General features: G+C 48.0%; 25 protein-coding genes and 1 pseudogene. 19 read left to right on the top strand and 7 right to left on the bottom strand.

Annotated features, from left to right (window positions below; all coding sequences use genetic code 11):
* The first annotated feature begins 13 nt into the window (after window positions 1–13).
* The 17 genes and pseudogenes from DFP76_RS00955 (at window position 14) to DFP76_RS00880 (ending at window position 12938) form a co-directional block, all read left to right on the top strand.
* The gene (locus DFP76_RS00955) at window positions 14–553 is read left to right on the top strand and encodes a glycoside hydrolase family 108 protein (RefSeq protein WP_113872815.1); all 540 of its coding nucleotides are present in this window, start codon (window positions 14–16) and stop codon (window positions 551–553) included.
* Window positions 550–777, top strand: a complete 228-nt coding sequence (locus DFP76_RS00950) for a hypothetical protein (RefSeq protein WP_113872814.1) — start codon at window positions 550–552, stop codon at window positions 775–777. Before DFP76_RS00955 ends, DFP76_RS00950 begins: the two co-directional genes overlap by 4 nt.
* A gap of 8 nt (window positions 778–785) precedes the next feature.
* Window positions 786–1028, top strand: coding sequence for a hypothetical protein (locus DFP76_RS00945; protein ID WP_113872813.1), 243 nt, complete (start codon window positions 786–788; stop codon window positions 1026–1028).
* A 28-nt stretch (window positions 1029–1056) separates the two neighbouring features.
* Window positions 1057–1383 (top strand): putative phage tail assembly chaperone, encoded by a 327-nt coding sequence (locus tag DFP76_RS00940; protein ID WP_113872812.1) that lies wholly within the window; start codon window positions 1057–1059, stop codon window positions 1381–1383.
* Window positions 1384–1397: 14 nt separating this feature from the next.
* Window positions 1398–1523: pseudogene (locus DFP76_RS18320) on the top strand (DUF6890 family protein); the annotation flags it as partial.
* A 1-nt stretch (window position 1524) separates the two neighbouring features.
* Window positions 1525–2925, top strand: coding sequence for a hypothetical protein (locus tag DFP76_RS00935; protein ID WP_113872811.1), 1401 nt, complete (start codon window positions 1525–1527; stop codon window positions 2923–2925).
* Window positions 2925–3236: a DUF2590 family protein gene (locus DFP76_RS00930; RefSeq protein WP_113872810.1), complete on the top strand. Its 312-nt coding sequence runs from the start codon at window positions 2925–2927 to the stop codon at window positions 3234–3236. Before DFP76_RS00935 ends, DFP76_RS00930 begins: the two co-directional genes overlap by 1 nt.
* Window positions 3233–4384 carry a baseplate J/gp47 family protein gene (locus DFP76_RS00925; RefSeq protein WP_113872809.1) on the top strand — a complete coding sequence of 384 codons (1152 nt, stop codon included), beginning with the start codon at window positions 3233–3235 and terminating at the stop codon, window positions 4382–4384. The genes DFP76_RS00930 and DFP76_RS00925 overlap by 4 nt, the downstream gene beginning before the upstream one ends.
* Window positions 4385–4386: 2 nt before the next feature.
* The gene (locus DFP76_RS00920) at window positions 4387–4917 is read left to right on the top strand and encodes a phage tail protein (protein ID WP_113872808.1); all 531 of its coding nucleotides are present in this window, start codon (window positions 4387–4389) and stop codon (window positions 4915–4917) included.
* Window positions 4918–4938: 21 nt separating this feature from the next.
* Complete coding sequence (locus DFP76_RS00915) at window positions 4939–6441, top strand: phage tail-collar fiber domain-containing protein (RefSeq protein ID WP_113872807.1); 1503 nt, start codon at window positions 4939–4941, stop codon at window positions 6439–6441.
* Between the two features lie 12 nt (window positions 6442–6453).
* On the top strand, window positions 6454–7140 hold the full coding sequence (locus tag DFP76_RS00910) for a hypothetical protein (protein ID WP_113872806.1): 687 nt from the start codon (window positions 6454–6456) through the stop codon (window positions 7138–7140).
* Entirely contained in the window at window positions 7140–8906 is a 1767-nt protein-coding gene (locus DFP76_RS00905) for a phage tail-collar fiber domain-containing protein (RefSeq protein WP_113872805.1), read from the top strand. Before DFP76_RS00910 ends, DFP76_RS00905 begins: the two co-directional genes overlap by 1 nt.
* A gap of 40 nt (window positions 8907–8946) precedes the next feature.
* The gene (locus DFP76_RS00900; protein WP_181799767.1) at window positions 8947–9315 is read left to right on the top strand and encodes a hypothetical protein; all 369 of its coding nucleotides are present in this window, start codon (window positions 8947–8949) and stop codon (window positions 9313–9315) included.
* A 17-nt stretch (window positions 9316–9332) separates the two neighbouring features.
* Window positions 9333–10976, top strand: coding sequence for a phage tail protein (locus tag DFP76_RS00895; RefSeq protein WP_113872803.1), 1644 nt, complete (start codon window positions 9333–9335; stop codon window positions 10974–10976).
* Window positions 10977–10988: 12 nt separating this feature from the next.
* A complete protein-coding gene (locus DFP76_RS00890; protein WP_113872802.1) occupies window positions 10989–11522 on the top strand; it encodes a baseplate complex protein in 534 nt (177 codons plus the stop codon).
* A 1-nt stretch (window position 11523) separates the two neighbouring features.
* Entirely contained in the window at window positions 11524–12213 is a 690-nt protein-coding gene (locus DFP76_RS00885; protein ID WP_113872801.1) for a hypothetical protein, read from the top strand.
* The gene (locus tag DFP76_RS00880) at window positions 12198–12938 is read left to right on the top strand and encodes a hypothetical protein (RefSeq protein ID WP_113872800.1); all 741 of its coding nucleotides are present in this window, start codon (window positions 12198–12200) and stop codon (window positions 12936–12938) included. The genes DFP76_RS00885 and DFP76_RS00880 overlap by 16 nt, the downstream gene beginning before the upstream one ends.
* 334 nt (window positions 12939–13272) lie before the next feature.
* Here the strand turns inward: DFP76_RS00880 and DFP76_RS00875 are convergent, their stop codons facing one another.
* Complete coding sequence (locus DFP76_RS00875) at window positions 13273–15660, bottom strand: bifunctional acetate--CoA ligase family protein/GNAT family N-acetyltransferase (protein WP_113872799.1); 2388 nt, start codon at window positions 15658–15660, stop codon at window positions 13273–13275.
* 265 nt (window positions 15661–15925) lie between these two features.
* On the opposite strand from DFP76_RS00875, the gene DFP76_RS00870 reads away from it, so the two are divergent.
* Complete coding sequence (locus DFP76_RS00870; protein ID WP_113873247.1) at window positions 15926–16849, top strand: histone deacetylase family protein; 924 nt, start codon at window positions 15926–15928, stop codon at window positions 16847–16849.
* 7 nt (window positions 16850–16856) lie between these two features.
* On the opposite strand, the gene hxpB is transcribed toward DFP76_RS00870, so the two are convergent.
* The 5 genes from hxpB to cysP form a co-directional block, all read right to left on the bottom strand.
* A complete protein-coding gene (gene hxpB, locus DFP76_RS00865) occupies window positions 16857–17516 on the bottom strand; it encodes a hexitol phosphatase HxpB (protein WP_113872798.1) in 660 nt (219 codons plus the stop codon).
* 33 nt (window positions 17517–17549) lie between these two features.
* A complete protein-coding gene (locus DFP76_RS00860) occupies window positions 17550–18638 on the bottom strand; it encodes a sulfate/molybdate ABC transporter ATP-binding protein (protein WP_113872797.1) in 1089 nt (362 codons plus the stop codon).
* Complete coding sequence (cysW, locus tag DFP76_RS00855) at window positions 18635–19516, bottom strand: sulfate ABC transporter permease subunit CysW (protein ID WP_113872796.1); 882 nt, start codon at window positions 19514–19516, stop codon at window positions 18635–18637. The genes DFP76_RS00860 and cysW overlap by 4 nt, the downstream gene beginning before the upstream one ends.
* Before the next feature lie 11 nt (window positions 19517–19527).
* A complete protein-coding gene (gene cysT, locus DFP76_RS00850; RefSeq protein WP_113872795.1) occupies window positions 19528–20385 on the bottom strand; it encodes a sulfate/thiosulfate ABC transporter permease CysT in 858 nt (285 codons plus the stop codon).
* Window positions 20386–20520: 135 nt separating this feature from the next.
* Window positions 20521–21534, bottom strand: a complete 1014-nt coding sequence (gene cysP / locus DFP76_RS00845) for a thiosulfate ABC transporter substrate-binding protein CysP (protein WP_113872794.1) — start codon at window positions 21532–21534, stop codon at window positions 20521–20523.
* 352 nt (window positions 21535–21886) lie between these two features.
* Between cysP and amt the strand changes: the two genes are divergently transcribed.
* Window positions 21887–24943: an ammonium transporter gene (gene amt / locus DFP76_RS00840; protein WP_113872793.1), complete on the top strand. Its 3057-nt coding sequence runs from the start codon at window positions 21887–21889 to the stop codon at window positions 24941–24943.
* Here amt and DFP76_RS00835 read toward each other — a convergent pair.
* On the bottom strand, window positions 24918–25295 hold the full coding sequence (locus DFP76_RS00835) for a Na+/H+ antiporter subunit G (protein WP_113872792.1): 378 nt from the start codon (window positions 25293–25295) through the stop codon (window positions 24918–24920). The genes amt and DFP76_RS00835 overlap by 26 nt on opposite strands.
* Window positions 25296–25299: the final 4 nt, after the last annotated feature.

The following is a 25299-nucleotide window of genomic DNA, read 5'->3' as shown; positions in this document are numbered from 1 at the left end:
AGTAGGAGTCACCATGGACCACTTTAATGCGGCACTGGCGGATGTACTAAAACACGAAGGCGGCTATGTCGATCACAAAGCGGACCTTGGTGGCGCCACTCACTTTGGCATTTCGTTGCGCTTTATCAAGCAGTTACCCGCGTTTGCCGGGGACATTAATGGCGATGGTCACATCAATGTGCTGGATATCCAGCAGCTGAGCAAAGCTGATGCGGCGCAGATTTATCGTCAATATTTTTGGTTGCATTACCGCTTGGAGCAAGTGCAGAGCGAAAAAATTGCCATCAAATTACTGAATTTATTCGTCAATATGCGTGGTAAAACCGCCACGTTAATTGTGCAGCGGGCGGTGAACGACTTGTTGACCGAATCTCATCTGGTGGAAGACGGGATCTTAGGCAGTCAGAGCCTAGCTAAGCTCAATCAGCAAACGGAAGATGCCTTATATGCGTGCTTGCAATACCAAGCTTGGCAGGTTTATCGGGCGATTGTGGAACATAACCCCAGCCAAAGCGTGTTTCTTAATGGTTGGCAGAGAAGGGCCTTTTCATGAACAGCATCATTCTCGGTATTTTGAGCAATCTTGGCGCGAGTTTATTGACCAAGACCTTTGGTATTTGGCTCGCCAAATTGGCGGCAAAAGCCACCAATACCATGGTGGATGACAACCTAGTATTGCTGCTCGAAGGTGGTCTGGAAAACGACGCGCAAAAAATAGAACAAGCGGCCAAAGACATTCTCAACGAAGTGTCTGGGCAATTTACCAAACAACAATAGGAGAGGGCATGGAATTGTCGCAAGCAACCATGACGGTCGTCATGTTTTTGTTGTCCTCGGTGACGGCTGGGTTGGCTACCTTTTTGACCTTCCTCTTTAAACGTACCGCGGCGAATGAGCGCGCCTTGATGCAGCACAAATTGGATGCGGCAGAAAAATACGCTCACAAGAATGAAATCAATGACCTTGGATTGCGTTTAGAAAGCAAGATCGAAGAGTTATTCAAAAAAGTCTACGAATCAAAACACTGAATATACAGCTTCCTTAAGGAGATAAGACATGGCGCAAGTGATCGCATTGGGTGTGGGTACTGAAGCATTTGAATTCAAAGTCACCAATGGTGAATACAACAAGTTTGTTGACCGTATGGCCAGCGGTAAGAGTGTACAAAGCGCGTTCAACCTGCTAACGGCAACCGTCGACATCAAGCAGCGTGCGACCTTAAAAGACCTCCTGGTGGACGAAGAAAATCAACCACAAGCCAAGTTGGTAATGGACCTAGTAGGAGAGCTAACAGAAGCCTTCACCAGTGATTTACCTGAAGTGGTAAAGCTGCAAACGAGCAACTCGAATTCTGCCGACGCAATGGCTACGAGCAACTCGTAACACTCCGCCAACGCTGGTTGCCCTTCGCGGACGACCAGCCAGAACACCTCGGCCGCGCCCTTTGGTTAGAAGAGCGCGAGCTGGAACGAACCAGTGCCGCGATTGCGCGTGGCATCGCCAAAGCCTTGACGGGTAAATAATATGAACTCACTGGAAGAACTACAGCAAACCTTGGCGCTGTTGCAGCGCATTCAAGGCGTGACCAGCGCGTTACAGAAGCGCGTCCAAACGGTGTCTTCACTTGCCCGTGGGGCATTGGATTCCGTACAAATTCAAAGTCAGTCATTGTCTGTATTAATGGACGAGTTGCTGGCCAAATTAAAGAGCGAGGTGCAAGTTACCTGGCAGATCTTGGTTCAGCCCACATGGCAGCCTTTGCCAAAGATGGCGGTAAACCCACAAGTTGACGTGACGCCGTCACTAAAAATGTCGTCCAGTATTAGTCTGACGCCTAAGGTTCAGGTAACGCCTCAGTTGAGCATTACCAAGTCGTTTACCTTGACGCCAGAGCTAAAAGTGGCGCCAAAAGTCACCGACATTACGCCTCAGTTAAATGTGACGCCAAAGGTGAATATCAAGCCAGAGCTTAATATTGTTCCAACGCTGAATATTACGCCGACATTAAACATTACACCGACGCTGAATATAAAACCGACTTTGAATATCGAACCTCAAATCGAGGTGAACGCCAATATTTCCGGCATCAATAAGTTACTCAATGGCCTGAAAAAAGCCTTTAACGGATTGTTTGCTGTATTACGCGCCAGTGTGGTGAGCTTTTTTGGCCTGTTACGTGTCGCTGTGATGTCGACCTTACCGGCCTTGTTTGCCTTCAGTACGGCCTTGCTGGTCAACCCGATAACCTGGGTGGTCGTGGGCATAATGGCCTTAGGTGCGGCGATTGTCGGTTTGATTGTCTATTGGGATCAAGTCACCGCGGCCGTTGGACGCTTTTTTGATGGTCTGATGAGTTTCGCCAGCGCCAACATCTTTGAGCCCATCCGCACTTGGTGGGCGGAGTTCAGCGAATGGTTGTCAGGTCTCAATCCTTTCTCAGCCATTGCGTCTGCGTGGCAATGGATCAAAGCGCTCTTTGCGGAAAACAGCTTCTTACAAAGCGCGTTTTTCCCGCTTTATGCCGTCATCCAAGTGGTCGATGGCCTGTTGTCCGTGTTCGATAAGATTCCTCAATGGTGGCAAGACTTTAAGGCCTGGTTGATGTCGCTTAATCCGTTTGAGTCCATCAGCAAAGGCATCAAAAAGTTTGCCGGTATTTTTGGCTTCTCATTTGGTGACGAGGATGAGTCGAAAGAAGCCATCGAGAAATCGGTAATCGAACAGCAAGCCATGAATCAGCAAGTGGCTTTGCCGGGCAACGACACCTTAACGGCGTCCAGTCAGGACAATGTGATGCAGAGCATCAGCCAGCAATTCGGTGGTCAGCAGAAGTCCACCCAAGTCGACAAGATTGAAGTGCACAACCACAGCAATGGCGTGCGCGGTGAAGACCTAATGTATGAAATTGAGATGGTGGCAGGCTAATGGCAAGTATCGATCTATTAATCCAAAACGATGACCTGGTGTTGTCTGGCTTAGGGGAACCGGAATTGGTGTCTTTGTCAGACTGCGTTGCGCAGGACTTACGCCACATGATGCGTGAAAAAGGGTACGCCATCTTGATGGTGGGCGAGCGTAACCGGGTGTCTTTGACGGCGGCTGCCAAGGTCATTGAATTAGAAATTGAAAACGATTCCCGTATTTATCCTGGCACCGCCAGTGTGGAATTAAACGACGACGTGTTGACCTGTGTCGCACAAACCATTGACGGTGAATACATAGAGGTTTCCCTATGAGTGATTTTAAACAAGTACTGATTGACGCCGGTGTGCCAACGACGGAAGACGAGTTGACCAGCGAATTTACCGATACGGTCACCGAATCCGGCTCAACCATTTATAACAACTCCATTTACAGCCCGTTTTGGCGCGTGATCAGCAGCATTGCAACCAAACCGGTGAATTGGTTGGTGGACGCCTTGGCGAACTATGTGATGCCACAATTCTTCTTATCCACGGTCAGCGAGGCTTTTATTGAGTTATGGGGCGATCGCTACAACTGCACGCGTAAAGAGGCTCAGTTTCTCAAGGGTCGTGTGGTCTTCAGTCGTGCCGATCTAGAGGGTGAAATCGTCATCCCAGCCGGCACTGAGGTGTACACAGATTTAATCAACAACACGATTTATCGTGTGATAACAGACGCAGAAGCCGTGATTGAAGAAGACCAATCCGGTGTCATTGCCGCGGTGACGTCAGAGCAAGCGGCGACAGCGTACAACTTGGAAAAAGGCTATTTTGCCCATTGTGATCTGACCGGTGTGACGGTAACGAACCCGGAAAACTGGATCGATCAAGTGGGCGCCGATCTGGAAGACTTGGAATCCTATCGTCTGCGCATTCGTAACTCGTTTAACACCCTGAGCCATTACCACACAGACGGTGTATACAAGTATTTGATTTCCTCTTGGGCGGGGGTAAAAACCGACCAAATCTGGCTGGAGCACAATGCCCCACGTGGCCCAGGAACGGCCAATGCCTTTATCTTATTTGACCTAAATGCACCGGCCGAAAGTTACTTGGAAACCATTAATCGTCAGTTATCAGAAGAGGGTTATCACGGTCACGGTGACGACATTGTGGCGTACGCCATGCCGGAAACCAAACACGATGTCACCGCGACTCTCTACTTCTCTGACACCTTGTTAGATGTGGAAAAAGAAACCATAAAGAAAGGCGTTTACAACGCCATTTATGCGGCTTTTCGTGGTAATTCCGCTTACGACATGACCAAGACACAGCCTTATTCGCGCTTCTCTTTTACTCAGTTGGCGGGGGAAATTTTCGACTTATTTGATGGCTTGGAAGACGTGGAGTTTAACCTCAACAGCATTGTCTCTGAATTGTCGATTCCCACCCTGAACAGCATCAGCATTGTGGAGGGTTAAGCATGGCTCCTAGGTATCAACTGCCAGTATGGATTCGTCGAGGCGATCAAGCGCAGAAGCTGCAAAACGCTTTTGCCGCTTGGTGGAATAAAGTCGAAGGCTGGGTAAAAACACCCTTAGCGCAAATGGATCCAGAAACCTGCAGCCATTTATTGCTCAAGTACTACGCCTATCAAGCGGACATTGATCGCTTTACGGATGAGCCGGACGACATGTTTCGTCGTCGCGTCATGTACGCCGAAAAAAACGCCATGGAAGCGGGCTCAACCACAGGCTTGGTGGAAGTGTTTGATCGTCTCGGTATTGGTGAAATGGAAGTGGTCGAGCGAGAAGACGAAGTGAACTGGGATGCCATTGCCTTGTTGCTCACCGACTCGCAAATCGCCAGTAACACAGATCTGCTCAATTACATTATTCAAACCTATGGGCGCACCTGTCGTCGTTACCAATTGACCGTGGTGAATGACATCGATATCGACATTCACCTAGGGGAATTTGGTTGCCAGTGGGCACTTGATGTGGCCAGCGCATAAGCAGCAAAAGGAAGCATTTCAATGTCATTTTTAACCCGCACCGGCGAAGCGCAAATCGCCAATAAACAGGCCAGTGGCGGCCGTGTCAATATTACACATTTTGTCTTTGCTTATTTGCCGGAATTGGGCGAAGAGCCAGCAGACAGGGTGGAATCACTTCCCGCGGTCGAACACATAGTGGATACCCAGCCGTATTTAAAAGTCGCCTACGTCAATGAAAATCAAGTGGTTTATTCCGTGGTGTTAGACGCCACCGTGGGGGATTACGACTTTAACTGGATCGGTCTGGTGGACGACGAAAACGTACTGATCGCCACGGCCTACATTACCACCATCGGCAAGCGTAAAACCAAAGGCAATAAACGCGGCAACACCATTTCGCGTAATTTCTTGCTGAAGTACACCGGCATTCAAAAAGTGACGGCGGCGACCGTGCCAGCGGAAACCTGGCAACTGGACTTTACTGAGCGCTTTTTAGGGGTGGATGAACGTGAGCGTCAGTCCAATTATGACTTGTATGCTCAGGGCAGCTTCCTCGGTGAGGCTTGGTCTGTGATTGAGGCGGATGGTCAATACCAGGTCTCAGCGGGAACAGGTTACGTGGGCGGGATTCGCGTACAAAACAATGAGCCTAAGAGCGTATCTCCAGAGTCCTTACCCACGAGCGTATGGTTAGAAGCCAGTTTGCAAGGCGACATCGCGGATAGAAAACCAGTGACGTCATTGTTGGTGCAAACGGATGCGCCAGAAGCGGAAACACAAGATGCCAATGGCGTGACTTACTATCGTACCAAATTGGCCGATATTTCAGCCGATGGTGACATCATAGACACACGGTTTATCTACGAAAATGTGGCTCAGCACGAAGCGAAAGAAGACCCGCATCCTCAATACAAAACCTATACCGACAGTAAAACCTCAACGGCCTTAACGACCGCCAAAGGCGATGCAACGCGTAAAAGCAACGCAGCGCTTGCTTCAGCGAAAGAGTATACCGATGAGCAAGTGACTGCCGCTCGGGAGAGCGCCGAGCAACAAGTTAATGCGGCTCAACAATACGCTGATCAGCAAGCCGATGCGGCCTTAGCGCAAGCCAAAGAATTTGTCGGCGACTTTATTGGCAGTATTCACTTTTTTGCCTCTTCATCTGCGCCGGTCGGTTTCATTAAAGCCAATGGCGCGGCCATTTCTCGTACCACGTATGCGGCCTTGTTTAGCAAGATTGGCACCCGTTACGGTGCGGGTAATGGCTCGTCTACTTTTAATGTGCCGGATTTACGCGGTGAGTTTGTCCGTGGTTGGGACGAAGGGCGAGGCGTGGATTCTGGTCGTGGGTTTGGGAGCTGGCAGGCGGATGAATTTAGGTCACATACTCATAATTTCACTAGAGAAAATGCTAGGGGGGGAGGCTCTGCAGGATCTGAAGATGGGAGTAGTTCTTTTTACACCACAAAGACTGCAGCAGCTGGTGGCAATGAAACCCGCCCTCGCAACATAGCACTCGCCGCTTACATCAAATACTAAAGGATGGACTCCATGACAGACCAGACAACAGACAAAGTTGCTTACGCATATGATGCACAAACCGGCGAATACCTTGGGGAAGTCTATGCGGATCCGGATCCCTTAACGCCAGATCATTGGTTATTACCCGCTCACGCCACCTTTGAAGCGCCGATTGGTGTGGACGAAGATCAAGTGGCCGTATGGAAACAAGAGGAACAAGCAGGTGCTTGGCAAAGCTGTGTGGATTTGCGCGGCACCGCCTATTGGGACGAGGAAGGAAATGCTTACGAAATCAGTGAGCTAGGGGGAAATCTACCCGATTGGGCGTTATTAACCGAGCCAGAAGCACCAGTGACCTTAGAAGCCCAAACCGCACTCGCCAATGATGAATGCACAAGGCGCATTGACGCTAAATGGAACCGTATTGGTCAGACGAATGTCTCTCTTGGTTTGTACACTGCCGCAGAGCAATTCGCTTGCAAACAATGGATAGTCGCTCATTTGGTGGCATTAGAAGCCTTATTGGCTCGTGAAGATTTGCTGGACATTGATGTCACGGACGACGCTTATTGGCAGTTAGATTTAGAAGCCTATTCTGATACGGCAGAAACGACTGAAACGGCGGATGACAGCGCAACGGAAGAAGACCAAGACGCAGATTCCGAATCGACTACAGACTCAAGTACGAGCGAGACAGACGAAGAGGCGGAGGCCTAATGTCTTTTCTCACACAAGCCGGCGAAGCGCAAATAGCCAATAAACAAGGCAACGCGACTCGCATGACCGTCAGCCACTTTGTGCTGGCCCATGTGCCGAATTTGGGCGCGGAACCCAGTGATCGCGTGGCGAGTTTGCCCAGTGACGAGCAGATAGTGCAGACCTTGCCCTATTCGAAGCACGCTTATGTGAACCCAAATCAAGTGGTGTATTCCTTGATTATGGATTCCACCATAGGCGACTTCCGCTTCAATTGGATCGGCTTGGTGGACGAGGAAGACGTGCTGATCGCAGTGGCGCACATTACCCCGATTGAAAAGCGCAAAAGCGCCGAAGGGGTGGAAGGCAACACTATCGCTCGTAATTTCTTACTTAAGTATACCGGCATTCAAAATGTCACTGGTGCGAATGTGCCAGCCGACACCTGGCAGTTGGACTTTTCCACTCGTTTTAACGGCATGGACGAGCGAGAACGTTTGTCCAACTTGGATTTGTACGGACAAGCCAGCTTCTTGGACGGGGCCTATCAAGTCATTAAAGAAAACAACCAATACCAGCTGCAAGCGGGCGTGGGTTACGTGGGTGGCATTCGTACTAAATTGGCCGAACAAGAAAGCTTAGCCGTCAGTGACTTACCTTGCTCCGTTTGGCTCGACGTCAGCTTGCAAGGGGATGTATCGGACAAGGTCACGGTCAGCCAAATACAAGTGCAAACCGAGGCCTCAAGTGATTTTGTGAGCAGCGATTATGTCGACAGCAATAGCATCGTCCATTATGTCAGCAAATTGGCCGCAATCGACACCAACGGCGAGATAACTGATTACAGAGTCATTTACGACAACGTGGCTCAGCACGAAGCCAAGGCCAACCCGCATCCGCAATATTTTGAGTATACCGATGAGCAATGCGCGGCGACCTTGGCTTTTGCGCAACAAGCCTTGAGCGAACATGAAGCCAAAGCGGATCCGCATCCGCAATACCAGAGCAAACAAAGCTTTAGCATCAGTGGCTCGGCCAATGAGATCGTATTGAGCAGTGTGGCGGGCACCAACCCTGTCTCTCATTTAGCAGATCATCAGTGTTTTTCGTTTGTTTTGTCGGCGACCAACACTGCCGCTGTGACGATTCAAATAGACGATTTGGATGCCTTGAGTCTGGTGGGAGTCAGTGCTGCCAATCAGCTACTGGCGGGGGCTTGTGTGACCCTGCGCTATCTGGCGGGAGCCTTTTACTTAGAATCACAAATCAACCCGAAAACCGGTAATGCGATCACGGACATCGGCAAGCTGTGGATCGACACCTTGGACATACTTCGCCCCGGCGAATATGCGCTGGATGGCTCGGTAATTAACAGCAAAAACCACCCTATTGCGGTGGCCTTGATTCGTGCCTCGTCCAACTGCATCACTCAGTCGACCAAAAACGCCAACATTCAGTCTTATGCGGGCTTTTATGGCTACACGGACGAAAGCGACGGTTCCACCAGTATTTCTTTACCCATAGTGGGTGGTGAGTTTATCCGTATGCACGACGGTGGTCGTGGAGTGGATACAGGGCGTGGTTTTGCGAGCTGGCAGGGAGATCAGATAAAGGCTCATTCTCATAATTTTACAGTGGGTAGCGCAAGTGATATGAATCCAGGGGCTAATCCTCTATCAGTTGACGATTACTATCGTGGTCAACCATATACAAAAGTAACGGCTTCAACAGGCGGCAATGAAACCCGCCCCCGCAACCTCGCTTATTACGGCAAAACTCGCCTTTAAAAAACCGTCTTCATTAGACAAGAGCCATTAAACAGGAGTCATGATGCAATTACACAAGTTTCAATTGGGAGCAGAATTCCCTCTTTACCAAGGGGACATAGAAGCGCGCCAAGACCCAGTCACAGGCGACTATCTGGTTCCAGCGTTTGCCACCGACGTGGCATTGATCGAGGAAAAAGCCGGTCATCAACGTTTTTTCAAAGAAGGCCAGTGGCATTACGTCATTGATAAGATCGGCACCCAGTATTGGTTGGCCGATGGCAGTCAGCACACCATTGAATCCCTTGGTAAAGATCTGCCAACAGACGCTTTGTTGGAAGCCCCTGTTTTAGAAGATGAGCCCACGCCGACCAAATCCCAAAAAGTGCTGGGGCAACTGAAAAAAATAGTCAGTCGAAAAACCGTATAACAGATCAGGAAGATAGCATGTCTTTTCTCACGCAAGCCGGCGAAGCACAAATCGCCAACAAACAAGGAAATGGGCTGCACTTAAATGTCCGCCATTTCGTCTTGGCCAATGTACCGAATTTGGGCGCAGAGCCCAGCGATCGCGACGCGGTATTGCCAAGCGAAGAAAGCATTGTTGATATTCGTTCGGTTACTAAGCGCGGTTACGTTAACCCCAATCAAGTGGTGTATTCCTTGATCATGGACTCCACCATAGGGGACTTCACTTTTAACTGGATTGGCTTGGTGGACGAGGAAGGCGTGCTGATCGCCGTGGCGCACATCACGCCCATCGACAAACGCAAAAGCGCCGAAGGGGTGGAAGGCAATACCATAGCCCGTAACTTCTTATTAAAGTACTCCGGTATTCAAAACGTCACCGGAACCAATGTGCCAGCTCAAACTTGGCAGCTGGACTTTTCCACTCGCTTCAACGGCATGGACGAGCGAGAACGTTTGTCGAATCTAGACTTGTACGGACAAGCCAGCTTCTTGGACGGGGCCTATCAAGTCATTAAAGAAAACAACCAATACCAGCTGCAAGCGGGCGTGGGTTATGTGGGTGGCATTCGCACTCAATTGACTGAAGAGGAAACTCTATCCGTCAGCGACTTGCCTTGCTCCGTCTGGCTTGATGTTAGCTTGCAAGGGGACATGTCGGACAAAGCCACGGTCAGTCAAATACAAGTGCAAATGGAAGCAGAAGCTTTAAGTGATTATGTGGACAGCAATGGCATCGCCCATTATGTCAGCAAGCTTGCATCCATTGACGCTAACGGCGGCATTATTGACCACAGGGTCATTTACGACAATGTCGCTAAACACGAAGCCAAGGCCAACCCGCATCCGCAATATCAGTTGAAACGGGGCTTTGCCGTGTCGGGGACGGACAATGCCATAGTGCTGACCAGCCTAGACAGTCGCAATCCTGTAACGGCACTCAGCCAATACGATGAATTTACTTTTGAAGTGGCGCACACCAACAGTGGCGCAGTGACCATTCAAATCGATGGCTTAGCGCCCTTGCCATTGCGGGGGGTCACCACAGGGAAACAAGTTTTTGTCTCGGCGTTACTGACCGTACGTTTTTTTAACGACGGCTTTTACATCGCCAAACAGGTCAACCCCTTAACCGGCAATGACGTGCTGGACATCACCAAATTGTGGATCGATACCGTGGACGTATTGCGTCCCGGCGAATACGCCTTGGACGGCTCGACCCTAAGTCGCACCAGCCATCCGATTGCCTTTGCCATTGCCCAAGCCTCGTCCAACTTCATTGCTCAAGCAACAAAAGACGCGGACCCTGTGACCTACGGTGGTTATTACGGCGATGGGGATGGTTCTACCACCTTCACCTTGCCCATAGTGGGTGGCGAGTTTATCCGTATGCATGACGGCGGTCGTGGTGTGGATGCAGGGCGAGGGTTTGCGAGTTGGCAGGGGGATGAATTTAGAAGTCATCATCATTCTTTCCCAAGTTCAGTTACCAGTGATTATGGATCAGCAGTACAGGGGCCAGATAATTTAAAAGATGGCACAGCTTACTCGAAGACAAATAATACTGGCGGCAATGAAACCCGCCCCCGCAACCTCGCCTATTACGGCAAAACCCGACTTTAAAGAGGAATTTTTATGATTGCACTGATTCTCAACGACACCACCATCACAGGTTATGGCCTCAAGGTTGCCTGTGAACTGGCATTACCCGAAGACGACCTGTCGGGACAAAGCTCGTCAACGGCGACCGCCGAAAAAGGCTTCAAGCCAAAACGCCTCAAGGTGTCATTAAACATCAAATACGAAGACGCCGATGTGCTCTCGACTATTCTGCTGCTCAGCAGTGCGACGGACTCAGACACGGGAAAACGTACTGTGTACAACATAGACAACCAAACCGCCAGCGCCTTTGGCGTGCGACAAGTGCGCTTTACAGATCGCGTTGCCGCTCAAGAGATGGAGGGCAGCCACGCTTGGAGTGTGAACTTTACCTTGCTTGAACACCTTTCCACCTCGGAAAAAATCGAAAGCCAACGTCTTGAGCAAAGCGACAGCAACTTGGCCGCCGCCGATCAAGCCACGGCCGATGACTCGCAAAACAACACAACTTGGCTGGATAAACTGCTTAGCCATTTGGATGGCAGCCTAGCCAACGAAAACGGATCATAATATGAAGTACGACTTTCAATTGACCATCAATGGTGAGCGTGTGCCGCTGGTTTCGCACGACATTTGTCTCGATGATTCGCGCCCCGGTCGTGCCAGTTTCGTGGTACAAAGCGACACGGCATTAAGTGGACTAGTGTACTTTTCCTTTTCCATTAATGGTAAACAGCAGCACGGTCACTTCTATGGCTACGTAGAAAATTCCGTGGCCGCCAGCCAAAGTACCCAAAGTCTATTTTGTCGGGAAAAATCCAACTTGTTGGAAATGTCCGTGCCCATGGCCTTACGCCATGCCACCTTGGCGGACGTACTAAACGCGGTGAAAGAGCAAACGGGCCTAGACTTTACCTGGGCGAAACAAGCCTCCTACAGCCAACAACAAGTGGCTCATTTCGTTAATACGGGAAGTGGCTTTCATTTATTGAACAGTCTGGCCAAGGTGTTTGCTATCCCTGACTTCACCTGGATGCAAAAGCGCGATGGTTCGGTGTTTGTGGGGGCCTGGCAAGACGGACACTGGTCCAATAGCCCGATCAGCGTACCGTATGACATACTGGACAAACAGCTTGCGACGAAAAGTGCCGAACTGCTCGCCATCCCAGGTTTAAGAGCGGGCTACCAAATTAATGGCAAGCGTCTTCATCAAGTACGCTTGATTGACTCAAAAATGGTGATCTCATGGAAAAAACCCTAACCCGTATACTGCAAAGGAAATACCCAGAACTTGCCAGCGGTTGGCATCTCCCCATCTGGGCCAGCGTAACCGACATCGGCACTCCGTTGGCTGGCGAAACCGCCAGCGAAGACACACCAGTTTACGCCGTCTCGGTACAAGTCCTCAAACACAACGGCGAACCCGACAAGGACATCCCCGTGATTAGCGATGTGCTCTTGCCTGTACCGGCAGGCGGCATGCAACGTGGCCTATGGGCCAAACCCAGTGTTGGCACCTTAGTGGAACTGGCGTTCGCCTATGGATCACCAGCCCATCCCTTTATTCGCACCATTTTGCCTCATGGACTCACCTTACCGAATATGGCGGAAACCGACCAACGCTGGCAACAATCCGAAGACGCCTACCTGCAAGTGGATCAAAACAACGACTGGCAAAGCAAAGGGCGAAACGTCTCGGCAGACATCACCGAAAACCTGACTCAGCGCATAGGCAAACTAAGAGAAATCATTGCCCAAAAACACCACGTGGGAGACGAATCCACCAACATCTACCAACTCTTGTTGGAGCTGATGAATACCGTCTATGAACTGGCCAACGTCGCCTCAGCGCATACTCACAACTACACTTGGACTGACCCAGGTGGCGCCAGCGTCACGACCCCCCCTTTGCAAGCGTCTAACTACACCCAAAGTGCCACCAAGGCCCAAGAACAAGCCAACAGCCTGCAACCTTTACTCAAATAAGATCCGAAAAAAGTGAACAATAAGTTGAACAAGGTGAACAAAAGGTTAACTAAAAACTATCCATAGCTGCTCATTATTTAAAATTAAAACCCCAGTAAAACACAAATAATTAAGCACTTTTAAATACTGGTTGACCAGTGTAATAATTGAAAATCCTCGTGTCGGCGGTTCGATTCCGTCTCTGGGCACCATGATTAAGAAAGCCGCCCTTTTATGAAGAGTAGTGCTTTCCTCAGATCTAATCTACTGAGTCTTTCCAATTGAAACGATTAAACATTGCTAAATTTTGGTCGTTGTAATGTTTGGTTCGCAATGGTGTTGCAGGGGCTCTCTATCAAAAACCTATGTCTTTGATGAGGGTTTTCGTGAGCTTGATGGTGGCAATGACTTGGCTGATGTCATCTGGGTCTCTTTGAATCTGGAAGCCTAGGTGTTTACAGAATTGAATCATGCGTTTGTTTTCTGCCAAGACAATGCCTTTCATGACGTTTAAGCCTTTGTCATAGGCCACGAGAAACAGTTGTCGCATCAGGTAGGAGGCTAATCCTAGGCCTTGGAATTCGTCTCCTAAAACAACCGCGAATTCACAGCTTTGGTCGTCAAAGTTATCAATATAGCGAGCGGTTCCAATCAGTAGGTCTGAGTCGTTTCGGCTAATAACCGCAAGCAAAGCCATTTCTCGGTCGTAATCTATGTGTGACATGGTCGCCAGCATTCGCGGCGTGAGTTCTTCAATGTTTGAGATAAAGCGGAAGTAGCGGGTTTCATGAGACATGTTTCGCACAAAATCCGCGAGGATACCTGAGTCTCTTGGAAGCACTGGACGAACAGTCGCTTGTTCGCCGTTCTTAAGTGACAGCTCGCTAACCCATTGTCTAGGATAGGGCTGAATGGCCAGATGTTCGTAGCGTCGTAGGTGTTGGCTGTTTTTCAAACTGGCGCTGACATCGGCATATAGACTGCCACTATCATGAAGTCGAACATCTGCGAAATCTAAATGGTCAATCTCAGGTAGTTCACAGACAAGAGTGGATAGGTTGCGCAATAAGCCTTCTAATTCATAGGATGTCTCATTGGGTAAGGCTCTTTGGATTAGGTCTTTTGCCAGTAGGGTATTCAGTGGCGGCAAGGCAACGGCTTCGGCTTGTTGGTGTTGTTGCGCCCCTTCCAACGCTAAACCAATGGCCGGTCCAAATACCGGGTCTTGAAATACTCGTATGTGTAAAGGCGCCGCCAGCAGCTGGTGGGCTTGTCGTCTTGTTGTCAGCCGAATATGAAAGAGTTCAAAAATGTCTTTTAGATCCTCTAAGGCCAGATTTGTCGACTGACGCTTGTGGAGCTTGGTGAGTTGTTTACTGGCTTGATTCACGTCTATTTTAAAACGAAAAGCGTGGCTGTCAGCAGCCTGTTTGGCCAACAGCTGGTTGCGTTGAAATTGGACGAGAAATTGAAAACCTTCGATCGCAGTTTCAGGGGTTCTAAAGGTCGGAATGCCGGCTTCATTAATGCGTGTTCGCATTTTCGTCATGCCACCACCACCGAGCAAACAGACCATGACCAGTTTTTTCTGTTGACGATGCAGTTGCGTAATTAGCTCATACAGTGAATCAATGTCGATTAATGCGGTTGGGCTTAAGGTCAGTAATACCGCTCCACAGGCTTCATTATTGAGAGCATTTGCGGCGAGATTAATAAACAGGTCGGTTGCGCTACTGGCCCAAACCGTGGTGACGGTGCCAATGCCACCGCGGCCTGCCATAGTCTGTTCAAGTTGTTGTTGGAGTGGCCCTTCTGGTGTCAGTAGATCAATGCCTAACTCCATCGCGCGCTGAGCCGCCAGTTCTCCAGGCCCTGCGCCGTTTCCTATGATGAGCAGAGAGCCTTCTTTGACACGCCTTGCATTGGTCATCACCGAGGCGGCGGCAATTAGATCGTTCAAACGTCTACCGCGAACGGCACCTGTACGACTAAGAGCGGCATCCAAAACCCGTTGATCTGCGCCGATGGCATGTTCTGTGACTACCGCCACAGGCTTGCTTCGCCCTGTGGCTCTTAAGCTGCTAAGGAAGCGTGTCGGGCGACCAATCTTTTGTAGGTACATCAAGATGGCTTGGCTATCGAAATCTCGAGATAAGTAATCTAAGACCTGTGAGGGCATCACATCAACCGGTGATCCCATAGCGACGACTTGTGAAAACCCAATGCCTTGCCAGCTGGCCCAGTCTACTAAGGCGCTGGCGACCGTACCGGACTGTGACATAAGGGCAAGTTTGCCACTCAAAGGTTGGGTTAAGCCTAACCACGCAAAGACGCCTTGTTTAGGTCGACATACGCCAAAGCTATTTGGACCGAGTAGGCGCACATTGTGTTCGCGAAGAGCTTCTGTGAGTTCATCTGCTGAGGTGTCTGTCCATGACAGCATTAACAAAGAGTGAATATTGGCTTTGCCGCAGGCAGCAATAATATCTTGCATGTTGGTATTAGGGTAATGACCGACTAATACGGCAAGGTCGACGGTTGCCGTTAGTTCGCTTAAAGACGCACTATGAGGAAAATCATAGGACTGGCTGGGAGCCACACCGACTAAATAAACAGGGCAGGATTTTGGTGCTTGAGATAATGAGTTCAATAATGCCAGCAATAACGCATTATCAGGGTCGTCACCAGTGAGTATAACCATGGATTTAGGGGCAAGCAGCGGCTGTAATGCGTGTTGAGTCACGGTGTTATCTCCTTGCCTTAATGTTCAATGTTGGATAGCGAAGCGTGCTTCCAATAAAAGCACGCTGACCTCTGTATGAATATAGAGGATCAGCAACCTAGGTATCCTTTTTGATGCCAATTAACTGATTCGTGTCTTCACTAAACAATAGCATACATAACGAAAGTAAGAATTGTAGACTATGGTAGGGTAGACGACTTTAATGTGAATGTGGCTTGATATAAAGCAAGTGTATTTAACAACCATTATTTCAATTTGGATCCACATGACAACGGCCTACATAACTCATTATCAGTGTGACAAACACAATATGGGCGCAGATCACCCCGAGTCTCCTCAGCGTTTGGGAGCCATTCAGAATCGTTTGATCAATGGTCAGTTGATGGATTTTTTACGTCATATAGAAGCGCCAATAGCGACACGAGAGCAGCTGGCTGCGACTCATCAAGCTGACTATGTAGACTCCATTTTTGCTCGTGCCCCAGAGGAAGGGCATGTGGAGTTGGAAGCTGAGACGATTATGATGCCACATACTTTAGAGGCATCTTTATACGCTGCGGGTGCGGTGGTGAAAGCGGTGGATATGGTGATGACGCAACAAGTTGATAATGCGTTTTGCGCCGTTCGTCCGCCAGGTCATCATGCCGAGTTTGAGAAGGCGATGGGCTTTTGTTTGTTCAATAACATTGCTGTGGGAGCAAGGTACGCGACGACTCAATACGACTTAGAGCGAATCGCCATTGTTGATTTTGATGTCCATCATGGCAATGGGACTGAGGACATTTTCAAACAAGATCAACGAGTTTTATACGCTTCCAGCTATCAGCATCCTTTTTATCCTTACAGCGATCCTGGTGCGTCCCATGACAATATTCTGCACATGCCACTTGAAGCGGGTTCAAATGGTGCGGCTTTTCGGCAAGTGATCTTGGATCAGCTAATCCCTGCTCTTGACGACTTCAAACCACAGTTAATTATGATCTCCGCAGGCTTTGACGCCCATAAAGAAGATCCAATGGGGCAGTTAAGGTTGGATGAAACCGATTTTACTTGGATTACGGAAAAGCTTCGTGACGCTGCTGAACGCCATTGTGATGGTCGCATCGTTTCTGTGTTGGAAGGCGGCTATAATATTGATGCTTTAGGGCGCGCTGCCTTTTGTCATATTCGCAGTTTGATGTCGCTCTGATGATGCCTTAAGCAGACAGCAACTGTCTGCCTAGAGAATAATCAAACTCCGATAAGCTGCGCAATTTGTGTGAGGCAATATTAAACTTCTCATCGTCAAATTCATGTGAATGAGGGATTGCGATGCTTTTTATGCCTGCGGCAAGAGAGGCTTTGATGCCCCCGACTGAGTCTTCAAATGAGAGGCAATCTTGCGCTCTTACTCCGAGTTTAGACAAGGTGAGCAAGTATATATCGGGGTTGGGTTTACCATATTCCACTTCATCGGCTGAGCTGTAAGTCAAAAAGAAATGGCCAATGTCTAGACGTTCAAATACAAAAGGAATGATGCTTTTGGGGGAGTTGGTGGCTAACGCGATTTTCACGCCTTTTGAAGCTAAGGATTGCAGCGTGTATCGTACGCCAGCCATTGCTTCACCTTGGTGTTGGATAAGATGGCTAACCTGATTAATGACTCTTTGCTCTACTTCCTGCTGAGAATGACCTGCCCATGGGTATTTTTGATACCAGTACTCGGTGACTTGTTGCGTGGTCATGGCGGCGGTAAGATCGGTCTCTTGAGGCGTTATTGGTACGCCTAAGGCAGAAAACACAGCCTGTTCCGCTTGCTTCCAAAAGGGCTCAGAGTGAATTAACAGTCCGTCCATATCAAAAATAGCGGCTTGCATTGTGTCCTACCTTAGAGTGAAACCATTTTGAAGCTACCAGTATACGGGTTGTGGCGTTTTCTGACCATTGGCGAAAAAGTAGCCTGCTTTTGGTGTCACAAAAACGGTTTGACCTTTTTCGAAGCAGTGCTTATCAAAAGCTTTGTGAGGTAAATCCACTTCCCAAATGTTGTCACTGCGCCAGTCAATTGGTGTCAGTTCCAGTCTCACTTCAGCACCGATTAGGTTAATAGCGACCACTTTCAATGGTAGGAATGCCTGCTCTGTCGCGACGGAAGAAACATGGAATTCATGCGAACGCAGGTATATCTGCCCAGCTGTTTTTGGGGCTTCATTAGGTAGCTGAAGGCTGGCCACATCGTTCTGCCATTTGCCATGACTAAACTGCGCATCAAAAACGTTAGCATTGCCAAGAAAATCAAACACAAAACGGCTGTTTGGTGAGGCATATAGGTCGCCTGGTTGATCGATTTGTTCGATGTGACCGTTGCTCATCACTACAACTCGATCCGATAGCTCTAAAGCTTCTTCTTGATCGTGAGTAACAAACACGCTGGTAAACCCTAATTCATCATGTAAACCGCGCAACCAGCGACGTAGTTCTTTTCGCACTTTTGCATCCAAGGCGCCAAAAGGTTCGTCTAACAGTAAAACCTCAGGCTGTGTAGCCAATGCTCTGGCCAAGGCAATACGTTGTTTTTGTCCCCCAGAAAGTTGTGATGGGAAGCGTTGTGCTAGATGACCAAGTTGTACCATGTCCAGCAAATGCATGACGCGTTTGCGAATGGTGGCGGCATCAGGACGCTTCGACTTGGGTAACACCTCTAAGCCAAACGCCACATTATCGGCGACGGTCATGTGACGGAACAGAGCATAGTTTTGGAATACAAAGCCCACTCGACGGTCACGGACATGCAGATTGGTGACATCGCGGTCACCAAATTGAATGCGGCCTGAATCTGCACCTTCCAGTCCGGCAATAATACGCAATAGAGTGGTTTTACCAGAACCGGATGGACCCAGCAGGCCAATCATTTCACCTTCATTAATGTCTAATGATAAAGGGGATAAGGCCTGAAATGAACCGAAGTGTTTGGAAATATTGTCAATCAGAATGCTCATTTTGCTACCTGCTTTTCTTGGTCTGATTCATGGTGCATAAGTTTTTCTTGGCGCCATTCAATGTAAGCTTTAAACAATAACGTGATCAAAGCGATCAAGGCTAATAACGAGGCACTGGCAAACGCTGCGGCCGCCTGGTAATCCTCATACTGCAATTGCACATGCAATGGTAAGGTGTTGGTTTCACCGCGAATATTCCCCGACACTACGGAGACAGCACCAAATTCACCCACCGCACGGGCATTGGTTAGAATGACACCGTAAATGAGCGCCCATTTAATGTTTGGTAAGGTGACTCGACGAAAGAGTTGCCAGCCAGAAGCGCCTAAAATAACGGCCGCTTCTTCGTCTTCTCGACCCTGTTGTTGCATCAGTGGAATGAGTTCCCGAGCAACAAATGGGCAAGTAACAAAAACCGTGACCATAACAATGCCGGGCCAAGCAAACATCAATTGAATATCTTGGTCGTAAAGCCAAGAACCGATCCAGCCATTATTGCCATACAACAATAGATACAGTAAGCCTGCCACCACAGGTGACACCGCGAAAGGGATGTCCATTAAGGTCATGAGAAGCTTTCGACCTGGAAATTCAAAGCGGGTGACAGACCAAGCCAACATAACGCCAAATACCAGATTGATCGGTACAGTAAGTAAGGCAACGAATAAGGTTAAACCTATAGCATGCAAGGTATCGCCTTCAAGCAAACTGGCAAAATAGTGACCAACGCCTTCCACTAATGCTTGTTGAAAGATGCTGATCAGCGGCACGACCAATAGCAGTATGGTCAGCAACAAGGTGATGCCAATCAGCGTGTATTTGATAAGAGGGCGATCACCGACTCTTAATTGATGAGCTTGTCCTGAGCGATTCGACATAGTAGGACTCCCTATCGACCATGGAGGCGACGTAAATAACGTGCCTGCCAAACGTTAATGGCGAACAATAAAACCAAAGAAGCCATCAAGACCACAGAGGCGATGGCGCTGGCCGCTGGAAAATCAAACTCTTGTAAGCTAACAAAGATCATCAAAGAGGTAATTTCGCTGACATACGGCATATTGCCAGCAATGAAAATAACCGCACCAAATTCACCAAGGCTACGAGTAAAAGATAACGCAATCCCGGTCATGAGGGCGGGCCATAATGCCGGAAAAATGACCCGTCGAAACACCGCCCAATCCGATGCACCCAGTGTCATTCCTGCTTCTTCCTCTTCTGGTGAGAGCTCTTCTAAAACTGGTTGAACAGTACGAACAACAAACGGAATGCTGGTAAAGGCCATGGCGAGAATAATGCCGACAGGGGTGTAAGCGACTTTGATACCAAGACTCGCCAATAGATCACCGTACCAACCATTTTGTGAGTACAGGGTTGCTAGCGTAATACCGGCGACGGCGGTCGGTAACGCAAAAGGTAAGTCCACGAGGGCATCGAGAACACGCCGCCCTGGGAATTCGTAACGCACCAATACCCAGGCTAATAACAAACCAAAAAGTCCGTTAAAAATAGACGCAAAAAACGCTGCCCACAGTGTGACCTTATAACTGGCAACCACTCGTTCATTGGTGATGACGTACCAATATTCATCCCACCCCATGTCGACAGATTGCATGATTAATCCCGTCATAGGGAGCAGCATGATCAAACTGATAAACAGCAACGACGTACCCAAACTTAAACCTAAGCCTGGGAGTACTCGTTTGTGTTTCGGTCGGGCTTGCGCCGCGCTTAAATGTGTTGCCATTGAGTTGCCTGTTTGCTTTGAAATGATCTATTTCGGACAGAAATAGCCAAATTAAAAGTGGTCACTAAGCGACGTTTAGAAAGTAGAAAAGCCGAATACGCGAGCGTATCCGGCTTAGCTTTCACTAATCAAAGATTAACGACGCTGAAGTTGATCCAGTTTACCACCGTTACGGAAGATCTCTTTAGTCGCTTTTGGCCATCCGCCAGCGATTTCTTCAACTGTTAGCAAAGCCACTTCTGGGAACTTGTCGGCAAACTCTGCTTTTACCACGTCATTATGAATGCGGTAATTAAAGCCTGCTAACAAACGCTGTGACGCTTCACTGTACAAGTAGTTTAGGTATTCGTGAGAAACCGCTTCTGTGCCATGCTTCTTGGCATTTTTTGCGACAACGGCAACCGGGAACTCTGCCAAGATAGAGGTTTTAGGTACGACAACCTCATATTGATCAGCACCATATTGGTTACGGATGTTATTTACTTCGGATTCAAAGGTAATCAAAACATCACCGATACCACGCTCAACAAACGTAGTAGTGGCACCACGACCACCTGTATCAAACACCGCAACGTTTTTCAGAAAGGTGCTTAGGAAGTCATCAATGTTGCTTTCGTTGTCTTTGCCAAAATGGTTTTGTGCGTAACCATATGCAGCGAGGTAAGTGTAACGACCATTACCAGAGGTTTTTGGATTTGGAAACACTAAGGCAACGTCATCACGAACTAGGTCTCCCCAACTTTGGATGTTTTTTGGATTGCCTTTACGTACCAAGAATGCGGTAGTGGAGTAATAAGGCGAGCTGTTATTTGGGAATTCAGCTTTCCAGTTTTCAGGAATCATGCGGGCTTTATCGTGCAGTACTTGTACATCGGTGACCTGGTTAAAGGTGACGACATCCGCTTGTAGTCCATTCATGATGGCATTGGCTTGCTTAGAAGAGCCTGCATGAGATTGTTTGATCTCAATCGTCTGTCCTGTTTTTTCTTGCCAATGCTTCTGAAAGGTAGGGTTGTAAGTAGCAAACAGCTCACGAGCAATGTCGTAAGAAGTGTTCAAGATTGTTTGGTCGGCAGCAGATGCTTGAACCGCACCACTTAGCAGCAAACTGCTAACGATGGTTTTGAAAACGCCTGACTTAAATTGCATGGTAACCTCAAATTTTAATGCTAGTCATTCTTAATTGTTGGTAAGAATACTTAAAAGATTTAGTTATTACAATCGACATAAATAAACTTTTTTGGAATATAGATAGCCGGCTTTGGTGTTAGAAAATAGAAGATATTGGGATTCCCCTTCATCATGCAAAAAAAGTGTAAGAGGTAGGTCTTTACGTTACTTCCTAAAGAGTTGGCGTAACTATTGAATAGCTCGTTATACCCCCGAAAAACTTGGTTGATAGGCTGTATTTGTTTTTAAATGAACAACAAGGTTCATTTTGTGTGTCACGTTAATTTTCGCGTGTATTATTTTGGTGCGTTATTACTTTTTTAGGGTGAACATGACAGATTTTATTTGGTTGTTAGTCACTGCTGCGTTTGTTTTTCTAATGCAGGCTGGGTTTTTATGTTTAGAGAGTGGTCGGATTCGCAGCAAAAATAGCATTAATGTGGCGGCCAAAAATATTTCAGATTTTATCTTATCCACCACTCTATTTTGGTGTTTTGGCTTTGGCATCATGTTTGGCGAATCGGCGTTTGGTGTCTTTGGTACCAGTGAATTTGCATTTGATGATGATCATACACCATGGCAAATCAGCTTCTTTCTTTTCCAAATGATGTTTTGTGGCACGGCGGCCACATTAACCTCTGGTGCCGTGGCAGAACGCATGACCTTTATCGGCTATTTGGCCGTCACAGCCATCTTGAGCGCCTTAATTTACCCTATTGTTGGGCATTGGGCATGGTCGGGCATTTATGATGCGAATGGGCCTCAAGGCTGGTTGGAGCAATTAGGCTTTATCGACTTTGCAGGTTCAACGGTTGTCCATTCTGTTGGCGGTTGGGTGGCATTAGCTGCGATCATGGTGATTGGTCCAAGACTGGGGCGCTTTGAACAAGGGATTCGTTTACCCCCTGGTAATAACCTTCCGCTGTCAGCTTTAGGGGCTTTACTGATCTGGTTTGGTTGGTTTGGTTTTAATGGTGGTAGTACGCTAGCGCTGACCAACGATGTGCCGATGATTATTTTGAATACCTTTATTTCAGCGGCTTGGGGAGGGTTAATTGCGGCGGGGTTAAACTACCTGCGTGACGGTTTTGTGGAAGTGAGCTTTGTATTGAATGGCACTATTGCGGGCTTGGTTGGCATTACGGCGTCCTGTCATGTGGTCTCACCTGGCGACTCCATTTTGATTGGTAGCGTTTCTGGTGTCATTGTCTACTACGGTAGTTTGTTGATGGAGAAGTGGCGACTGGATGATGCGCTTGATGTGGTGCCTGCGCATTTATTCGCAGGTGCTTGGGGCACACTTGGGGTAGCGATATTTGGCGAGCAAGCACGAATCGATAACGGCTTAGGCTTCTGGCAACAGCTTGGTGTGCAATCATTAGGTGTGTTGGTGATTGGTTTATATTGCTTTTTGGTTGGCTATTCTTGTATTTGGCTACTCAATCGCGTTATGCCATTACGGGCCAGTAAAGAGCAAGAAGAACAAGGTTTAAATGTGGCGGAACACAGAGCCACAACCGAATTATTGGATCTGCTGACTTCCATGCAATATCAACAGAATAATGCGGACTTTTCTAAACCTGTACCAGAAGAGCCCTTTACCGAAGTGGGGCAAATTGCACGCAAATACAATCAGGTAATTAATCGCGTGAGCAGTGAAATTGCTCAGCGTGACGATGCCTTAATGCGCTTCCAAGAAAGTGAAATGCGTAAGTCGGCGATTCTAAACTCGTCGATGGACTGTATTGTCACCATCAATCGCTTTGGTTCTGTGATTGAATTTAACCCCGCGGCAGAGCGAACCTTTGGCTGCTTGAAAAAACAGGTAGAAGGTAAAAGTTTCATTGGTCTGTTTGTATTGGAAAAAGACCGTAAGAAAATCTTTGATAGTTTGAATTCAGGTTTCGCTTCGTCCAGCGGGTTGATTTTAAACCGCCGTAATCCATTTCGTTTACAGCGCAGTCCAAACAATGACTTTCCAGCCGAGATTGCTATTACGAAGGCGAATACTGACGCCAGTTCAGACAGTGAATTCACCCTGCATATTCGAGACATGACTAAGCATATTAAGTTACAGGAAAGATTGAAGTTCTTGGCTTACAGCGATCCTTTAACCGGCCTTTATAATCGAACTTATTTGATGGATGCGTTGGTCAGTGCGTTACTCTTTGCAACCAAGCAAAAAACGTCAGTGGGGTTGCTGTTTTTGGATCTGGACAACTTCAAAATCATCAATGATACCTTGGGACATAAGGCTGGCGATGAATTGTTATGTGAAGTGGCTCGGCGTTTATCTATGGTGTCGGGCGAACAAGATGTGATTGCTCGATGGGGAGGGGATGAGTTTGTTTTCATGGTGACGGAGAATGTCACCGAAGCCATGCTGCAGGAGCGTGCTGACAAAATTTTGCAAGCCATGCGAGCGCCAGTTCATCTTGATGCCCAAGACTTAACCATTCCAACCAGTATCGGTATTACCTTTTCGAGCCAGAATAGTATTAATGCGGATCGGCTCATTCAACAAGCTGATATCGCCATGTACTATGCGAAGGATAAAGGGCGGGATAATGCGCAGTTCTTTACATCTGAAATGGCTAATGTGGTGACGAAAAAATTCGGTATCGATAAAGAAATTAATGACGCATTAGCTTCAAATCAGTTCGCTTTAGTGTATCAACCAAAAGTGGGTCGTGATGGACAAGATATTTTAGGGTTGGAGGCGCTGATTCGTTGGCATCACCCTGACAAAGGCTTTATTTCCCCTGCGGAATTTATACCGATTGCCGAGGAGTCGAGTTTAATAGTCAAAATCGATGAATGGGTTATTGATAATGCTCTTAAACAAATGAGTCAGTGGCGCACGCAGGATTTGGAGATAGTGCCCATTGCGGTGAATTTGTCCGGTCGTCACTTGGTGTCGGACTCTTTGGTGCCGTATGTAGCGGATCGATTAGCCAAGTATCAGATTCCTGGCAGTATGTTGGAGTTTGAAATCACGGAAGGCGTATTGTTACAGGACATTCAGCGCTGCGTTGAGGTGTTAACAGAGTTAAAAGCCCTCAATATCAAGATTTCCATCGATGATTTTGGAACGGGATATTCTTCTTTGAGTTATTTAAAACGTTTGCCTTTGGATACCTTAAAAATCGATCAATCGTTTGTAGAAGAATGTGATACGCACACAGAAGATGCCAAAATTTGCGAAACCATCATACATTTGGCGCATAACCTAGAATTGATGATCGTGGCCGAAGGCGTGGAGACGGCATCACAAGCCGACACGTTGGCATCCTTAGGTTGTGAAATATTCCAAGGCTATTATTTCTACAAACCCATGTCGGCAGATGCCATACCGTCTTTGTTTAGTCAGCGTCTTGTGTTGAGTTAGGCGTTTGTCTTTCTCGGATGCTGGCCATTAATTCTTGCCCTTGGGTTTTTTCAAGGGCTTTGGTTCTATGATGCAGTGCTGTTTTTGCAATCATGTTTGCGGCGACTGGCGCGGTAATGAGCAAAAATAAGGTAATCAAAAACTCTTGAATGGATAAAAAGCCTTTAGAGTAACTTTGATAGATCATAGACGCGACTAATACCCCTGTGATGCCCAGAGTCGAGGCTTTTGTCGGACTGTGTAAGCGCATATAGATGTCAGGTAAGCGCGCTAAGCCATAAGAGCCCACCAAGAGAAACAGACCGCCAATCAGCAGACACACACTAATGATAATTTCGAGATAAAGTGGCATATTC

This window comes from Marinomonas aquiplantarum, assembly GCF_003314975.1.
In the GTDB taxonomy this organism is placed as follows: domain Bacteria; phylum Pseudomonadota; class Gammaproteobacteria; order Pseudomonadales; family Marinomonadaceae; genus Marinomonas; species Marinomonas aquiplantarum.
The sequence above is the reverse complement of the archived record's forward strand: the minus strand, read 5'-3'. Positions and strand labels throughout refer to the sequence as shown.

Coding starts and splice junctions, on each gene's coding strand:
- DFP76_RS00915 (WP_113872807.1), top strand. CDS start 4,939: ATGTCATTTTTAACCCGCACCGGCGAAGCGCAAATCGCCAATAAACAG.
- DFP76_RS00900 (WP_181799767.1), top strand. CDS start 8,947: ATGATGCAATTACACAAGTTTCAATTGGGAGCAGAATTCCCTCTTTAC.
- DFP76_RS00890 (WP_113872802.1), top strand. CDS start 10,989: ATGATTGCACTGATTCTCAACGACACCACCATCACAGGTTATGGCCTC.
- cysW (WP_113872796.1), bottom strand. CDS start 19,516: ATGTCGAATCGCTCAGGACAAGCTCATCAATTAAGAGTCGGTGATCGC.
- DFP76_RS00945 (WP_113872813.1), top strand. CDS start 786: ATGGAATTGTCGCAAGCAACCATGACGGTCGTCATGTTTTTGTTGTCC.
- DFP76_RS00935 (WP_113872811.1), top strand. CDS start 1,525: ATGAACTCACTGGAAGAACTACAGCAAACCTTGGCGCTGTTGCAGCGC.
- DFP76_RS00950 (WP_113872814.1), top strand. CDS start 550: ATGAACAGCATCATTCTCGGTATTTTGAGCAATCTTGGCGCGAGTTTA.
- DFP76_RS00940 (WP_113872812.1), top strand. CDS start 1,057: ATGGCGCAAGTGATCGCATTGGGTGTGGGTACTGAAGCATTTGAATTC.
- DFP76_RS00860 (WP_113872797.1), bottom strand. CDS start 18,638: ATGAGCATTCTGATTGACAATATTTCCAAACACTTCGGTTCATTTCAG.
- DFP76_RS00895 (WP_113872803.1), top strand. CDS start 9,333: ATGTCTTTTCTCACGCAAGCCGGCGAAGCACAAATCGCCAACAAACAA.
- hxpB (WP_113872798.1), bottom strand. CDS start 17,516: ATGCAAGCCGCTATTTTTGATATGGACGGACTGTTAATTCACTCTGAG.
- DFP76_RS00930 (WP_113872810.1), top strand. CDS start 2,925: ATGGCAAGTATCGATCTATTAATCCAAAACGATGACCTGGTGTTGTCT.
- cysP (WP_113872794.1), bottom strand. CDS start 21,534: ATGCAATTTAAGTCAGGCGTTTTCAAAACCATCGTTAGCAGTTTGCTG.
- DFP76_RS00905 (WP_113872805.1), top strand. CDS start 7,140: ATGTCTTTTCTCACACAAGCCGGCGAAGCGCAAATAGCCAATAAACAA.
- DFP76_RS00910 (WP_113872806.1), top strand. CDS start 6,454: ATGACAGACCAGACAACAGACAAAGTTGCTTACGCATATGATGCACAA.
- DFP76_RS00925 (WP_113872809.1), top strand. CDS start 3,233: ATGAGTGATTTTAAACAAGTACTGATTGACGCCGGTGTGCCAACGACG.
- DFP76_RS00920 (WP_113872808.1), top strand. CDS start 4,387: ATGGCTCCTAGGTATCAACTGCCAGTATGGATTCGTCGAGGCGATCAA.
- DFP76_RS00835 (WP_113872792.1), bottom strand. CDS start 25,295: ATGCCACTTTATCTCGAAATTATCATTAGTGTGTGTCTGCTGATTGGC.
- DFP76_RS00885 (WP_113872801.1), top strand. CDS start 11,524: ATGAAGTACGACTTTCAATTGACCATCAATGGTGAGCGTGTGCCGCTG.
- DFP76_RS00870 (WP_113873247.1), top strand. CDS start 15,926: ATGACAACGGCCTACATAACTCATTATCAGTGTGACAAACACAATATG.
- DFP76_RS00880 (WP_113872800.1), top strand. CDS start 12,198: ATGGAAAAAACCCTAACCCGTATACTGCAAAGGAAATACCCAGAACTT.
- amt (WP_113872793.1), top strand. CDS start 21,887: ATGACAGATTTTATTTGGTTGTTAGTCACTGCTGCGTTTGTTTTTCTA.
- DFP76_RS00955 (WP_113872815.1), top strand. CDS start 14: ATGGACCACTTTAATGCGGCACTGGCGGATGTACTAAAACACGAAGGC.
- cysT (WP_113872795.1), bottom strand. CDS start 20,385: ATGGCAACACATTTAAGCGCGGCGCAAGCCCGACCGAAACACAAACGA.